We start from the raw sequence: 14,879 nt of genomic DNA, 5'->3' as shown, positions 1-14,879 counted from the left end.
AAATGAGCAAAATTAATTGAAACTTTCCAAGTTTTAGGTACTTATACCTAGAACTTGGAAAGTCTATTTTGTAGTATTATTGGGGACGTTAATTTATTTCCAATCAGAGGGGCTTTGTTGGAAGCGCTCTTGGAATATTTTTGAAAAATAAGAGAGACTTTCAAATCCAACTTTATAAGTAATTTCAGAAACGGACTCGTCGCCATTTTTTAACATCTGAGCTGCTTTATCAAGCCGATAATTTCTTACGTATTCAATGATGGTTTGATTGGTAAGCGCCTTTAGTTTTCGACGAAGTTGAGTGCTTGAAATAGATAAACTTTTAGCTAAATTTTCCATTTCAAAAGCCGAATTACTGATGTTTTTCTCTAGTACATGATTTATTTTCTCTAAAAATTCCTTGTCATGGGTTTGAGATTGAATTTCTGGCTGTGGCTCAGTTGTTAAGAATTTTGGCGCATTGTATTTTTGGCGAATGTTTTCGCGAATTTTTATCAAATTACGAACCCGAATTTGCAATTCATCGGTATTGAATGGCTTAGAAAGATAATCGTCGGCGCCTAACTCAAGACCTACTAGACGGTCTTCAATGGCGGCTTTGGCAGTCAGCATCACGACGGGAATGTGACTTGTTCGCATATCGGTTTTGAGTTGCTTACAAAATTCAAACCCGTCCAAATGGGGCATCATAAGGTCGCAAATGGCCAAATCTGGGATAGTCTCCAACGCTTTTTCTAACCCATCTTTTCCATCTTTTGCCTCAATAATAAAGAACGTTGATTCAAACTGACTACGAATATACGCGCGCAAATCTGCGTTATCTTCTACAATAAGTAGTACGGGGTGCTCTTCCTCGTTTGTCGTTTTATTCTCTAAAACATTGTCAAGAGCTTTAGTAGTATTATTGAAATATAAAGTGTTTGTTACGTTTTCTGGTTTTTTATCTAAAAATTCAGTAGGTATGTTAATGTTAAAGGTAGTTCCTCGACCTAATTCACTTGTTACACTAATAGTTCCCCCTAATACTTCTACTAACTCTTTTACCAATGCTAAACCCACACCCGTTCCTTCATAATGACGTTGGGTACTGTCATCAATTTGATAAAATCGTTCAAATATTTTGGGTAAACGCTCTTTGTCTATTCCAATACCATAGTCTTTGACTTCTATCAATAATGAAGTGTCAGTATAGTCAGCTCGTATCTGAATACGTCCATTTTCGGGTGTAAATTTAAAGGCATTTGAAAGTAAATTGGTTGTGATTTTTTCAATTTTATCCGCATCAAAATACGCAAATTGATGCTCACGACTTTGTTGGTATTGAAACAGAATATTTTTGTCTTGTCCTAGAGATTCAAACGAAGAAAATATATACTGTAAAAATTGGGACAAATCGCCTTCTTGCAATTGAACGTCCATTTTTCCCGCTTCTAATTTGCTTAAATCCAATAACTGCGTAATCAATGACAACAACCGCTCGGCATTTCTTTGCATCATTTGGAAAATAGTACGCCCAGGAAACTCTTTTTGTAAATCTTGGAGGGGAGATAAAAGCAAAGTCAATGGAGTACGAAACTCGTGTGAAATGTTGGTAAAAAATCGGGTTTTTAGGGTGTCTAATTCCGCCAAACGTTCCGCTTCTTTTTGCTCAAATAGCAATTGACGGGCTAATTCTTCCCTTCGAGTTTGCAAGCGATAATAAATAAAATACCCTACCAACAACGTCACAAGTAGCAACAAAGAAACAAACGCAATCCAAAATCGCGAGTTTTGGGTTTGTTGATTGGCAAGTTCAGCTTGTAGTTTTAGTTTCTCAGAGTCAAACCGAACCGAAGCTTCAATCGCTGACTTGCTTAGGTCTTCTTTATTAATTTTACTTTGTGCATCCTGAAATAAAAATTCGTGCTTTAGGGCACTTTTATAGTCGCCAAGCAGGGTGTCGGCAATCATCCTACTCCGATAAATATCACTGTGTGCGGGGTACCATGCGGCTTTGTCGGTGTTGAGCTCGGCCATTTTTATGGCTTGGCTATAATAGTGAGCCACTTCTTCTGGACTTCGTTTATGGCCAGCCACTTGGCACAAATTACTGTACAATTTGGAAAGGTCTTCGTAGCCGTCAGGTTTGAAACGGAGCCGATACCACAGCTCTTTTTTAAAGTAAGGCTCGGCTTCTTTGGGGTTTGGAAAGTGCGCCAAAATGATTTCGCCAATATTGCCATTTAAAGCACCAATCCTAAGGCTGTCTTTGCGAGTACGCACCTGGGCAATACCTAACTGATTGTAACGAATGGCGTCTTTGTATTGCTTTTTTTCGACCAAACACAACGCAATATTGCGATACAACTGAATGCGGTGAAAATCAACGGGGTCGTTCTGAATGTAAGTCTCGCCTTCTTTTAAGTACTTTAAGGCGGTTTCTGGGTCCGAAGCTCGCTTTAAATAATACAAGGCCAAATACGTAAAACGATATCCTGCAAAAGTAAAATGCTCGTAGCCTATTTTCCGAAAGGCCAAATCAGCGGCCAACAAATGGTTGATACATTTGCTGGAAGGGTCGCGGGTCAAGTACAGCGTCACCCCCATGTTATGTTCCAACTCGGCCATTAAAGCTGTTTTGAGTGTGCTTGAAGGTAGTTTTTTAAGATTTTTTGATACATTCTGAAAACGAGGATAAGCGGCTTCGAGGTTCTTTTGCTTACCTCCTAATAAGTAATACGTCTTTAGAAAATCGGCATAAATAGCCAACAACTGATCGTTGGACTGAAGAGCATGCTTTCTTATAATATCAATTTGAGAAAAGGCGGAAGTACTATCTAAGTTATACCAGACGAAATGTTGTAGTAACAAAAGACTATCCATCCGCGCCTGTCCCTGCAAAGACAAGTAGGTGTCGATTTTGTTTTGAGCCTGGGTCTTTTGTATTCCTCCAGCTACTATCCCCCAAAAACAAAATAGTAATGATTTGAGTAAAAGGCGATATACCGATTTGTGTGCCGAAGAGCGTTTTCGCTTCATAGAATACATCGAGTCGTAAAGACAAAAAGTTGGAATGGGTCAGAGGACAAAAATAGACAAAAAAGCGGTATTGCTGCGCGTTTCACCCGTGGTTGTGTGAATTTCACCCATTGATTTTGCCACTTCACCTGCTGTTGAGTTTTGTAAGTGTTGGTTTTCGGGGAATTTTGAACCGAAAACCAACAACAAAAAAGCCATGAAAACAATGTTTTTCTTCCTCCTATTTTTGGGATATTATTCTTTCGCCCAATCTACCCAAATTGTACGCGGAAAAATTACCGATGCTGCTTCCAAAGCGCCCGTGGTGGGGGCAACAGTGGTGGTAGTGGGAAGTAATCCGCTCAACGGAACCACCACCGACGCGGATGGAAATTTTCGTTTGCTAAAAGTGAATGTCGGTAGGGCATCGCTGCGGGTGACGTACCTCGGCTACGAAGACATTTTTGCCAAAGACGTGATTGTTAATGCAGGTAAAGAGGTGGTATTGGACTTGTCGATGACTGAAAGCTTCAAAAACCTCAACGAAGTGACCGTCAAGTACAAACGAAGCGATGACAACAAAGTGGCCAACAACGAAATGTCAACCGTAAGTGCACGGCCTTTTGCTCCTTCTGAAACCCTCAAATACGCAGGAAGTTTGGGCGACCCGTCGCGGATGGCGGCCAATTTCGCGGGCGTCAGTGGTGCCAACGATGCTAGAAACGACATTGTGGTCAGAGGGAATTCGCCTGCCTCTTTGCTGTGGCGTTTGGATGGTGTCAACATCCCCAATCCCAACCACTTTAGCTCGTTGGGTACGTCGGGTGGGCCTGTTTCGATGCTGAATACCAACTTGTTGGCCAAGTCTGATTTTATGTCGGGGGCGTTTCCTGCCGAATATGCCAATGCCCTCGGGTCGGTGTTTGATTTGCGTTTACGAAAAGGCAACGACGAAAAGCACGAGTTCTTGACCCAAGTAGGTTTCAACGGGGTTGAGGTGGGTGCTGAAGGGCCTTACAGCAAAAAATCGAAGGCGTCGTATTTGCTCAACTACCGTTATTCGCTGTTTGGTATTATGTCTAATTTGGGTTTTGACATTGCAGGAACGCCTTATTATCAGGATTTTACTTTTAAAACGGACGTTCCAGTAGGTAAAAAAGGACAATTGTCGTTTTGGACGCTGGCGGGAAAAAGCAACATCACGTTTTTGGGAAAAGACGTGGACACGGAGAAAGGGGATGCGTACGGTGACGAAAATACCAACACCCGCGTCCGTTTTGAAACGGGGATTGCGGCGCTTTCGTACGAGCACCGTTTTACGGACAAAACCTTTGGAAAAGTGACCCTTTCGGCGTCGAGAAGTTACCAAAATTTTAAAGGAGATACCGTAATTTATAAACCTGAAACAAAGGTCATTTCGGAAGAGATTTTGGCAGAACAGGCGGAGTTTACCAACGAAAAGCTGTCGTTGAATGCCAGTGTCAATCATAAAATCAGTGCCAAAGATAAAATTTCGGCGGGGGTGATTGTGGATTTAAATCGCTTTAATTTGCTGAATTCCAACCAGTATCCCAACGCCGTTACGCTCCGCAATACCGACGGCGAAACCATGCTCATCCAGGCGTATGTGCAGTGGAAACACCGTGTTAGCCAAAACTTGACCCTCAATGCGGGGCTGACGGGCTTGCATTATGAACTCAACAACTCGGCGGCGTTGGAACCGCGCGTCGGGCTGGCTTACCAAGCCACCGACCGCAGTACGTTCAACCTCGCTTACGGATTGCACAGTAATTTACAGCCGCTGCTGCTGTATTTTTACCAAACCCAAAATACCAACGGAAGCTACTCATTGACAAACAAAGACTTAGGGTTTACCAAAAGCCACCATTTTGTCTTGGGATATGAGCGTAGTCTCGGAGAAAACCTTCGTTTAAAGTTGGAAGCCTATTATCAGTCGTTGTTTAACTTTCCGATTCAGCCGAGTTTGGGCTATTATTCGGTGCTCATTGAAGGGGTTGATTTTGCCCCAACCAACGTAGGTAACCTCGTAAACAAAGGGACAGGGCGGAACTATGGCCTTGAAATGACCCTCGAAAAGTACTTCTCCAATAATTACTATTTTTTGATAACGGGCTCGTTGTTTGATTCAAAATACAAAGGCAGCGATGGTGTCGAACGCAATACGCCTTTCAATAACCGTTATGTGGTCAATGTGCTGGCGGGCAAAGACATTCCGCTGGGCAATCGGGGCGTGTTGAGCATCAATTGGAAACTTACTTCGGCAGGTGGGAAGTACATTCGTCCCATCAATTTGGAGGCATCGGCCGAGGCTAACACCACTATTTATGACGAATCACGGGCGTTTACGCAGCAACAAAGTGGTTACTTTCGCACCGACCTTAAGATTGGTTATAAACTCAATCGTCGCCGTAGTACGCACGAGTTGGCCATTGATTTACAGAATATTACTAATCACCAGAATATTTTCCAACAAGCTTACAACCCACGCGTAAATAAAATTGGGACGGCTTACCAGCAAGGATTTTTGCCCATTCCGTTTTATCGCCTCACCTTTTAATTTGTCAAATTTTCAAAGTATGAACTCAACAACCATTATTTCAGTCATAGGCGCTACGGGGCGTTTGGCTATACCCGTGGTAAAGGTACTTTTGGCGTACGGCTATCAAGTACGGGCCGTCGTGCGTAATCTTGAAAAAGCCAAACAATCGCTCCCAAAAGAAGTGACATTTGCCGTAGCCGACGTACAAAATGTACCAAGTTTGACCCGCGCGTTGAAAGGCAGTACGTACGTTTATATCAATCTAAGTGCCGAAGAAAATCAGGCGAAAAGTTCGTTCTTCTTGGAGCGAGAAGGGGTCAAAAACATCGTGGAAGCCTGCCAAGCGGTAGGCGTGCAGCAAATTCTGAAAATTGGTGCGTTGGGTGCTCACCCGTCGATTCGTCAGCCCAAGGAGTTTTACCAAAATCAAACCCGCCGCGAAGGGCATCGTTTCATTGAAGAATCGGGTATTCCGTTTACGATTTTTTACCCAACGTGGTTTTTGGACAGCATCGAATGGGCCATCAAAAAAGACACCTTGCAGTGGGTAGGGAAACCCGTGGAGTTTTATTGGACCAATTCCACGGATTATGCCCAATGGGTTGCCAAAGCGGTAGGAAACCCAACGGCTTATTACCAACACTACGTAGTACAAGGACGCGAAAAAATGGACTATGAAGCCGTTTATCAACGGCTAAAAGCCCAAAAACCTTCCCTAAAATTGCAAGTTTTGCCCTTGTGGATGGTTAAAACAATCGGGTTTTTCTCGCCTACTATGAAGAGTCTGGCAGACTTATTCGCCTTTTATGAAGGTACCACCGAAGATTTTCACGGCCAAGCACTTTGGAAAGAACTTGGTGAGCCGAGTACGTCATTGGAGGTGTTTTTTGAAGAAACAAAAGGTATAAATATTCCGTATCTTTGATAAAAAATGAGGAAATTTCGCATGGAACCTCCCTATATCAACGACCGCAAAGCACGGCTAATTGGCATTCCACTTTTAAGTATTTTGCTTCCAATCGTGATGCACAAAGAAGTTTTTACGAGTGGAAACACCAAAGATATTTTTTATTGGATAAGCTCGTGTTTTATGAACACGTTGTTGATTTGGGAGGGAAACCGTGCTATTTTTATTTACCTGCGGAAGAAGTTTCCGCATTATCGCCAAACTGCTCGTCGGTTGATTAGGCAAACCATCTTGGGTTTGACATACACCTTGGTAGTGAGTGCTTTTATTGATTACTTTTTTTGTTCTCAAATCTCCAATTTCGACCGTATCAATGAGGTGCTGATTGGATTTAAAATCAGCCTCATTCCGACCATTATCGTGACGTTGATGTACGAAAGTGCCTTCTTCTTTCAATCCTGGAAATCGCACGTGCAAAAGACCGAAGCCTTGGCTCGCGAAAATGTACAGTCGCAATTGGACGCGCTTAAAAACCAATTAGACCCGCATTTTTTGTTCAATAGCCTCAACACCTTGGCTTCGCTCATCGACGATGAAAATAGCCCCGCCCAAAACTACCTCGACAAGCTATCAGACGTGTATCGGTACGTGTTGGTGAGTCGGGAAAAAAATACCGTGACGTTAGAGGAAGAAATGCAGTTTTTAGACGCGTATATTTACCTCAATAAAATTCGTTTTCGGGAAAATTTGCAGGTCGAAACCCAACTTTCAACCGATAAAAACCAGTTGCACGTAGCGCCGTTGAGTATTCAGATGTTGATTGAAAATGCGATAAAACACAACGTAGTTTCCAAAGAAAAACCGTTGAAAATCAGGATTGTACAAGAAGATGGGTTCTTGACGGTCGAGAATAACCTACAAGAAAAAAAGACTTTTGAAAAATCAACCAAAGTGGGTCTCCAAAACATCATCAACCGCTACCGATTACTCACCGAACAGCAAGTCGAAATCTTGCGAAATGAGTGGACATTTAAAGTAAAACTGCCGTTGTTAGAAGCCTAAATTCATGAAAGCCATCCTGATTGAAGACGAATACCCCGCCGCTGAACGCCTTGAGAAGTTGATAAAAAAAATTGATGAAGAAATCGAAATTTTGGTGGTTTTGGACAGTATCGAAAGCTCGAAACGCTGGTTTTCAACGCATCCTGCACCTGATTTGATCTTCTCGGACATCCAGCTTTCCGACGGACTCAGTTTTGCCATATTTGAATCAATGGCCATTCCTAGCCCCATTATTTTTACGACTTCCTACGACGAATACGCCATCAAAGCTTTCAAAGTCAAGAGTATAGACTATTTGTTGAAGCCCATCAAACCGCAAGAATTGGAAGCAGCGATTACGAAGTTTAAAGAAAGCCAACGGGTTTTTTCGGCCAATGATTACACCTTAAAAATACAATCGCTGCTAGACTCGATGCCTGCCGTGGGGCGAAAGCACAAAACCCGCTTTTTGGTGCCTTACAACGACCAACTGTTGCCCATTCCTCAAGAGGAAATCGCTTATTTTTATACCACCAACGAAATGGTGTGCTTAGTCCGAAGCGACAACCGACAGTTTTTGGTCGATTATACCCTTGAAGAACTGGAACGCTTGCTCAATCCTGCCTTGTTTTTTCGACTCAATCGGCAGTACATTGCTTCGTTAGCCGCAGTTCAGAAGATTCATACCTATTTCAACGGCAAGCTCAAACTCGAACTTCAGCCCGAGCCCTCGCACGACATCCTGGTAAGCCGCGAAAAAGCCCCGCACTTTAAAGCGTGGATGGAGGGGTAGATGAAAAATTATGAATGGGCATCAGTGTGCGTCGTTGAATCCGTCGTTTATGCCAATCGCAAAGGCTGTAATACTTGAAATGGCGACAGTAATAATGATGGCGGTAAGTAGGCTACGAAGGAATAAACCCATTTTGGAGTAGCCAAAGGTGGAAAAATACTGGTAGTAAAACCACACTGAGTAAATCAACGTAAAAAGAGCCACCCCGTCAAAAAAATAGGCATAAGGGATACTATTTTTGAAGAGAGCTGCGAGGAGGGTAAAAACGATAGCGATACACAATTCGCCGCTGACTTTGTAGATATTAAGAACCAAATGCTCGGTAAAATTTTGTTGACTTTTTCTGAAAAAAAGTAGGCTAAATACGGCCAAAACAGGGATTCTAGCGAGGGTAAATAGCTTGGGATATGCCTGCATTAGTTCTCCAAATTTTGTTAATAACCGCTGGTCGTCTGAGAAGTAATTGGTTGTATCTATTAAATTGATTTTAGACATAGTACCTACCAAGTGCCCAATCGTAATGATTAAAATGATGAAGGTAAAATAGTTGAAGTGCTTTACCCTTTTGCCTTGCACATACGCTCTAATGCTGTGCCCAGGGCGAAGAAAGAGCTCTTTGAGGGTGTAGAAAAAACCTTTATCAAGGTGAAAGACTCCATGAACAAGGTCGTGTAGGACGAAATGTTCAAGCGAAAAACGGTGGGTTTTTGCATTCTGTCCGCAATTTGGGCAAAAATTACTTTCTAACGTTTGGTGACAATTTAAGCAATGGTGGCTCATGTGCTTGAGATACTATGGTTTAGGTTTTTGGGCCGCTAGGTAAATGTCAAATCTACTAAATTGGCAATAGAATCCCAAGACTAGGTTCTTCATCTGGGGATTCTATTGAACTATCCTAATGTTTACCCCAACTTCCGTTTCTTGATTTCGTCGTCAATGGATTTTTTCTCCGATGAAACGACTACATACCCAAGCATAAAGAAGACAATAACAGGTAGCAGCGGCTTGTAATTGAAGGTACTTTGACCACCCGTGGCGGCGTCTTTCCCAACGTGGTAGCCAAACATTACACAGGCGAAAAATAGGGTTAAAGTTCCCACTGCTAGGATAATATTATGGGTGTTTTTGATTATTTTTTTCTGCTTGAGCAGTTGCTCGTCGGTCAGGGAGGCTAGTTTTTCTGGTTTCATTGTAGTGGTTTTTGGGAGAGATTTTAAGTTTTATTAGCGAGGTGGGTAAAAAGAAACGAGGCGTTGGTCGTTGTCGAGGACGGCAAACGTGGCAGTGTAACCTGCTTTGATTTTTCCAAAACGCTCACCAACACCCACCACTTGTGCAGGGTAAGTTGAGGCCATTCTAAAAACTTCTTCTTTGGGAATCCCCACTGTTTGGACGCAAAAACGGACGGCATCGAGCAGCGTGATGGCCGAACCCGCCAATTTGCCATCGTCGTTGAGCAGGCGATGACCGTCGTAGTTAGCGGTAAAGTCTTCAAAAACAAAGCGTTGAGGCTCAATTTTTGCCAAAGTAGCGTCCGAAATCAAAAAAAGGCGATTGCCCATGAGTTGCTTGGCAATGCGGATGGTAGCGGAGTCGCAATGGTGACCGTCGGCAATGATGCTGGCGTGCACCGTTGGCGTGTCCCAAATGGCCGAAACTACCCCAGGTTCGCGGCTTTCAAAAGGCCGCATGGCATTGTAAAGGTGCGTTGCCATCGAAATTCCCGAGGCAAAAAAAGTCTTGGCTTGTTGGTAAGTCGCATTGGTATGCCCCATCGAGAGCTGGATATGGCTGTTTTGGAGACGAGCAAGAAGATGGAAAGGCCATATTTCGGGGGCAATCGTCATCAGGGTAAGTAGCCCTTGGCTTTGCTCGATGATTTCCTCTAGTTCGGTTTCGGTGGGGATACGTACTTGCGCGGCGCTGTGCGCGCCTCTCTTTTCAGGGTTGATAAACGGCCCCTCAATGTGTAATCCCAGTACCCCCGTTTTTCCCGCCGCAATGTAGGCTTTGGTCACTTCAATGGCCTTCAAAATCCGTTCCCGAGACGTAGAATATAGGGTAGGGATGATGGCCGCCGTCCCGTCTTGCTGGTGAGTATTGACCATATCATCCAACGATTCGGCCGATAAATCCCGTACCAAAAAGCCCGTTTGCCCGCCGTACAATTGAATGTCAACAAAGCCTGCAGTGAGGTCGTGACTTTGCAGGTCATAAATAGGTAAGTCGGTCGGAATCAATTCCGTAGGTACGATGCGGTCGATGCGGTCTCCGTCAACGACCACGGCGTGTTGGGTAAGGACGGTTTCGCCTGTATAAATGGTGCAATTGGTCAGAGCGTACATGGAATCGGGTTTAATTTGCGAACTTGCCGAAAGATGTGGAACTTTCGGCAAGATTTCTACTGAATAATGAATAAAATTTGGCTTTCCTCGCCGCACATGAGCGGCCACGAACAAAAGTACGTACAAGAAGCATTTGAAACCAATTGGGTAGCACCACTGGGGCCTAATGTCGATGGTTTTGAGCAAGACCTGAGTCGGTATGTAGGTGTAGGCCATGCGGCGGCGTTGTCTTCGGGGACGGCGGCATTGCATTTGGCTTTGGTGATGCTCGGGGTAGGGCAGGGAGATGTCGTTATTTGTCAGTCATTTACCTTTGCTGCGTCTGCCAATCCTATTGTGTATCAAGGAGCTATGCCCGTATTTGTGGATTCAGAATGGGAAACGTGGAATATTTGTCCCGAGGCGTTAGAGGAGGCGATTAAAGGCGAACGAGCCAAAGGGAAAAAAGTGAAAGCGGTGATTGCGGTGCATTTGTACGGTATGCCCGCCAAAATTGACGAAATCGTAGAGGTGTGTGCACGTTACGAAGTTCCCCTCATCGAAGATGCTGCCGAAGGGCTGGGGGCGAGTTGGAAGGGACGTAAATTGGGAAGTTTTGGGAAACTGAATATTTTGTCTTTTAATGGAAATAAAATCATCACCACTTCGGGTGGTGGGGCGTTGCTTTCCGATGATGAAAAATTGATACAACAGTCTCGTTTTTTAGCCACCCAAGCCCGCGACAATGCCCCTCATTACCAACATTCGCAGATTGGTTATAATTACCGAATGAGCAACATTTGTGCGGGAATTGGCCGTGGCCAAATGCAGGTTATCGACGAGCGTGTAAGCCAGCGTAGGGCTAGTTTTGCATGGTACCAACAAGCCTTTGCTGGCGACGAGCGTATTACTTTTCAGCCTGAAAGAGAAGGGAGTTATGCGAATCGCTGGTTGAGCTGTATTCGGGTGGATGCAACAAAAACGAGCGGTGTGACGCGCGAAGTCCTACGAATAGCTTTGGCAGCAGAGAACATTGAAGCGCGTCCGTTATGGAAACCCATGCACCTCCAGCCTGTATTTGAGGGTGCACCTTTCTACGGTGGGCAGATAGCCGAAATACTTTTTGACGATGGGCTATGCCTTCCGTCGGGGTCAAATTTGACTGAAGACGATCTTCAACGAGTCACGAAAGTACTGAAACGTACCTTAGGCTAGGCGGTGATTGCGTTGCAGCACTTGTTTGATTTTTTCGTCACTTTCACCCGTAATAACACGAATTGTCTCCAAGGCAATTCCGTTATCAAAAGCATTCAATATCGTCTTTTCAATACCTTTTTCAATGCCTTTCTCGATGCCTTTTTCAATGCCTTCGGCCATGATTCTATCGTAGGTGCTCATAAAAGTCGTTTTTATCTCTTCTGGTAAATTTTCTTTTAACTGTTCTACCGTCAGTTCGGTCACGCTAAACAAATATACAAACAAACTCATAACAAAGCCAGTTCCGTGGGAAGAACTTAGCGACTCCATGATTCTCGGTAATCGTTTAAGCAATGTTGGCCAATCATGAGAATAGCGTAATAACCCAAGAGTTGCACTCAGTACTCCGTCTCTCAATTGCACTAAGCGTTCGTCTTGCATTTGAATTAAGCTGACAAATTCTATCCCAAACGAAGGAATATACCGCTGGAAAATTGGAGGGTAATTGGGGAAAAAGTCCTCCATTTGTTTTAAACGCCAGCGCTGCCTTCCATGATAGAACAAGAGGGGGACTATGGGGCGGAGGGGTTGTTTGTTTTTTAACTGCTGCCAGTATCCTTCTGCTAAATAACGCATAAGTTGAAAACTCACGCGAGGATCTTTGTATGATTTATGTTCAATCAAGAGGGATATTTGTAGTGAATCGTCGCTATTTTTTAGGTTGACTTCAACGACCACATCGGAAAATATTTCCTCCATGGGTGGAGATAAATACGAATTATTTTGGTGTTGAAGGGACTCTAAATTCAGTAAATACACGACTTCACTAGGAAGCATTTCTTCCAAAAAAGCACGCGCAAGCTGACGGTCAGAGAAAAGTTCTTTGACAAGTTTGTTGTGGGGAGAAGTAATAGATGATTTGTTTTTCATTCCTTACAAAAACTCCATAGGGTTCCAGGCGATGCGGGTATCGTCGTGCCAGGTATTCATTTCTGTAACATCTTCGGCCGACAATTCAAAGTCAAAAACGTCTATATTGGCTGCGATACGGTGTTTTGAAACCGATTTTGGAATCGTGATGGCTCCTTGCTGAAGTGTCCAACGGATAAGCACTTGAAACGTACTTTTGTTGTATTTTTCAGCGATGTTGATGAGCCGCGGGTCATCGGATTTAAGTCCTCGCACCAAAGGCGCATACCCTTCAATTTGAATACCTCGTTGGCGACAGTAGTTCAATTCTTCGGGCAAGTGACAATACGGACTTAGCTCAATTTGATTAACGGCTGGAACGATAGATGTGTGCGGCCAAAGCTCTTCAAAATGAGGTGCATAATAATTGGAAACGCCAATTGCACGGGCCTTGCCATCGGCATAAATTTTTTCAAGGGCTTTCCACGTTTGGATTCGATGTGCACGTACAGGCCAGTGAATCAGGTACAAATCAACGTAATCGGTGTTGAGTTTACGCAGGCTTTCTTCAAATGCTTTGAGGGTTGATTCATAGCCTTGGTCATCGTTCCAAACTTTGGTAGTCAAGAAAATATCTTCGCGCGCTAGACCGCTGTCGCGCATGGCTTGTCCTACTTCAATTTCATTGTGATAGGCTGCGGCCGTATCAATGAGCCGATACCCAAGCTCTAATGCCCACAAAACTGCTTGCCGAATATCGTGGCCAGGCTGAGGGTCATACACGCCGAGTCCTAATTGGGGCATTTCAATGCCGTTGTTTAAAGTGATTGAAGGTATCAAGGTAAATTAGGTTTTGATGATGGTATGATTTTTTTTGGTTACTTAGGCCAAGGCAAACTTCTTGCCTGGCAAGCTTCGGAGGTATCCCTGAAGTTCCAAATTTAGTAAAAGTGGAGACAACTTGCCTAAGTGAATTTGGCTTTCCCATGCGAGTTCGTCAATCTGCATTTCTCCCTTTTGGCGCAGAAGCGAAACGATGGTGCTCTCAGCTTGGGTAAAATGTTCGGGAAGAGCAGGAGGTATGGTCGAAGCGGTACCATCTGGAAGCCAACTGAGTGATTCTAATAAATCATCAACGCCCGTAAATATCTGCGCCTTGTGCGTGCGAATGAGCTGATTACAGCCCGTAGAATACGAATTGGTTAGATTCCCTGGAACGGCAAATACGTCGCGGTTATAATTGTTGGCATATTCGGCCGTAATGAGTGCACCTCCTTTTTCGGCTGCTTCTACGACAATAATGGCGTCAGACAAGCCCGCAATAATGCGATTGCGAGCGGGGAAACGCATAAAATCAGGTTTGGTTCCCAACGGATATTCCGTTAAAATCCCTCCGTTGGCTTGCATTTCTTGGGCAGTTTTGGCGTGAGTCGAAGGGTAAATAAGGTCAAGCCCCGTGGCCATGGCTCCGAGGGTGGGCACGCGGAGTTTGACACAAGCGCGGTGCGTAGCAATGTCGATGCCGTAGGCCAATCCACTCACAATCGTCACTCCTTTGTTGGCCAATCCTTCCACAATCTGTTCGCAGGTATTTTTGCCATAATCCGTTGCTTTACGCGTTCCGACCACCCCCACAAACCGACCTTCGTTGAGATTGAAATTCCCCTTCCCGTACAGTAATACAGGGGCGTCGTAGAGCGATTTGAAACGCGTTGGAAATTCGGGATCAGTATAAAAAAGTAATTTTCCATCGACGGAAGCTAGTTTTTTAAACTCATTTTCTGCTTCTCGAATCCCCTCTTTTTGGAGTATTATTCGCGCCGTCGCGTCTCCAATTCCGTTGACTCTCGTTAGGCTTTTGAGGTTGGCCTGAAAGATTTTTTTGGCACTTCCGAAGTGGGCAATTAACTGTCGAATGAGAATACTGCCAAGGCCGTTTGTCAAATGAAGTGCAAGTTGGTAGATTTTTTCGTCTGACATGAAAGAAAGGAGTTATACCTGTTTTTCATTGGACGAGGGGGGCTTTATTGGGATAGTTTTTGTACGGAAATATTTAATGAAATGGCTGAAATGTTTTATGAAATGGCCTTTTTTCTTTGTGAATTGGTTAGTTTGTTAAATAAAAAAGCGGGTTGTAAGCAACCCGCTTCC

Annotated in this window: 13 protein-coding genes; 5 read left to right on the top strand and 8 right to left on the bottom strand. The window is 44.0% G+C overall.

The features are described from left to right. Window positions 1–93: 93 nt before the first annotated feature. Both DTQ70_RS14020 and DTQ70_RS30710 read right to left on the bottom strand, forming a co-directional pair. Window positions 94–3,018 carry an ATP-binding protein gene (locus tag DTQ70_RS14020; RefSeq protein ID WP_164490024.1) on the bottom strand — a complete coding sequence of 975 codons (2,925 nt, stop codon included), beginning with the start codon at window positions 3,016–3,018 and terminating at the stop codon, window positions 94–96. Window positions 3,019–3,057: 39 nt separating this feature from the next. Next, complete coding sequence (locus DTQ70_RS30710; protein WP_164490023.1) at window positions 3,058–3,216, bottom strand: hypothetical protein; 159 nt, start codon at window positions 3,214–3,216, stop codon at window positions 3,058–3,060. Between DTQ70_RS30710 and DTQ70_RS14015 the strand changes: the two genes are divergently transcribed. The 4 genes from DTQ70_RS14015 to DTQ70_RS14000 are packed head-to-tail and all read left to right on the top strand — an operon-like array spanning window position 3,215 to window position 8,298. Then, a complete protein-coding gene (locus DTQ70_RS14015; RefSeq protein WP_122931385.1) occupies window positions 3,215–5,575 on the top strand; it encodes a TonB-dependent receptor in 2,361 nt (786 codons plus the stop codon). The two genes, DTQ70_RS30710 and DTQ70_RS14015, sit on opposite strands and share 2 nt — an antisense overlap. A gap of 19 nt (window positions 5,576–5,594) precedes the next feature. Continuing rightward, a complete protein-coding gene (locus DTQ70_RS14010; RefSeq protein WP_122931384.1) occupies window positions 5,595–6,482 on the top strand; it encodes an SDR family oxidoreductase in 888 nt (295 codons plus the stop codon). Window positions 6,483–6,503: 21 nt separating this feature from the next. After that, on the top strand, window positions 6,504–7,526 hold the full coding sequence (locus tag DTQ70_RS14005) for a sensor histidine kinase (protein ID WP_122931383.1): 1,023 nt from the start codon (window positions 6,504–6,506) through the stop codon (window positions 7,524–7,526). Between the two features lie 4 nt (window positions 7,527–7,530). Continuing rightward, window positions 7,531–8,298: a LytTR family DNA-binding domain-containing protein gene (locus DTQ70_RS14000; protein WP_122931382.1), complete on the top strand. Its 768-nt coding sequence runs from the start codon at window positions 7,531–7,533 to the stop codon at window positions 8,296–8,298. A 21-nt stretch (window positions 8,299–8,319) separates the two neighbouring features. Here the strand turns inward: DTQ70_RS14000 and DTQ70_RS13995 are convergent, their stop codons facing one another. From DTQ70_RS13995 to nagA, 3 genes are all read right to left on the bottom strand, one after another. Continuing rightward, complete coding sequence (locus DTQ70_RS13995) at window positions 8,320–9,078, bottom strand: DUF3667 domain-containing protein (protein WP_122931381.1); 759 nt, start codon at window positions 9,076–9,078, stop codon at window positions 8,320–8,322. 122 nt (window positions 9,079–9,200) lie between these two features. Beyond that, a complete protein-coding gene (locus DTQ70_RS13990) occupies window positions 9,201–9,488 on the bottom strand; it encodes a hypothetical protein (protein ID WP_122931380.1) in 288 nt (95 codons plus the stop codon). 33 nt (window positions 9,489–9,521) lie between these two features. After that, entirely contained in the window at window positions 9,522–10,643 is a 1,122-nt protein-coding gene (gene nagA / locus DTQ70_RS13985; RefSeq protein ID WP_122931379.1) for an N-acetylglucosamine-6-phosphate deacetylase, read from the bottom strand. A 66-nt stretch (window positions 10,644–10,709) separates the two neighbouring features. On the opposite strand from nagA, the gene DTQ70_RS13980 reads away from it, so the two are divergent. Then, window positions 10,710–11,837, top strand: coding sequence for a DegT/DnrJ/EryC1/StrS aminotransferase family protein (locus tag DTQ70_RS13980; protein ID WP_122931378.1), 1,128 nt, complete (start codon window positions 10,710–10,712; stop codon window positions 11,835–11,837). Here the strand turns inward: DTQ70_RS13980 and DTQ70_RS13975 are convergent. From DTQ70_RS13975 to dprA, 3 genes are read right to left on the bottom strand one after another with little or no spacing between them, the layout of a single operon-like run. Then, on the bottom strand, window positions 11,829–12,749 hold the full coding sequence (locus DTQ70_RS13975) for an Rpn family recombination-promoting nuclease/putative transposase (protein WP_122931377.1): 921 nt from the start codon (window positions 12,747–12,749) through the stop codon (window positions 11,829–11,831). The genes DTQ70_RS13980 and DTQ70_RS13975 overlap by 9 nt on opposite strands. A 3-nt stretch (window positions 12,750–12,752) precedes the next feature. After that, window positions 12,753–13,568 carry an aldo/keto reductase gene (locus tag DTQ70_RS13970; RefSeq protein ID WP_122931376.1) on the bottom strand — a complete coding sequence of 272 codons (816 nt, stop codon included), beginning with the start codon at window positions 13,566–13,568 and terminating at the stop codon, window positions 12,753–12,755. Between the two features lie 42 nt (window positions 13,569–13,610). After that, on the bottom strand, window positions 13,611–14,708 hold the full coding sequence (gene dprA, locus DTQ70_RS13965; RefSeq protein ID WP_122931375.1) for a DNA-processing protein DprA: 1,098 nt from the start codon (window positions 14,706–14,708) through the stop codon (window positions 13,611–13,613). Between the last annotated feature and the right edge of the window lie 171 nt (window positions 14,709–14,879).

The sequence above is a fragment of the Runella sp. SP2 genome, from assembly GCF_003711225.1.
GTDB lineage: Bacteria > Bacteroidota > Bacteroidia > Cytophagales > Spirosomataceae > Runella.
Note: the sequence above shows the minus strand (reverse complement) of the source record. Positions and strands in the feature narration are given on the sequence as shown.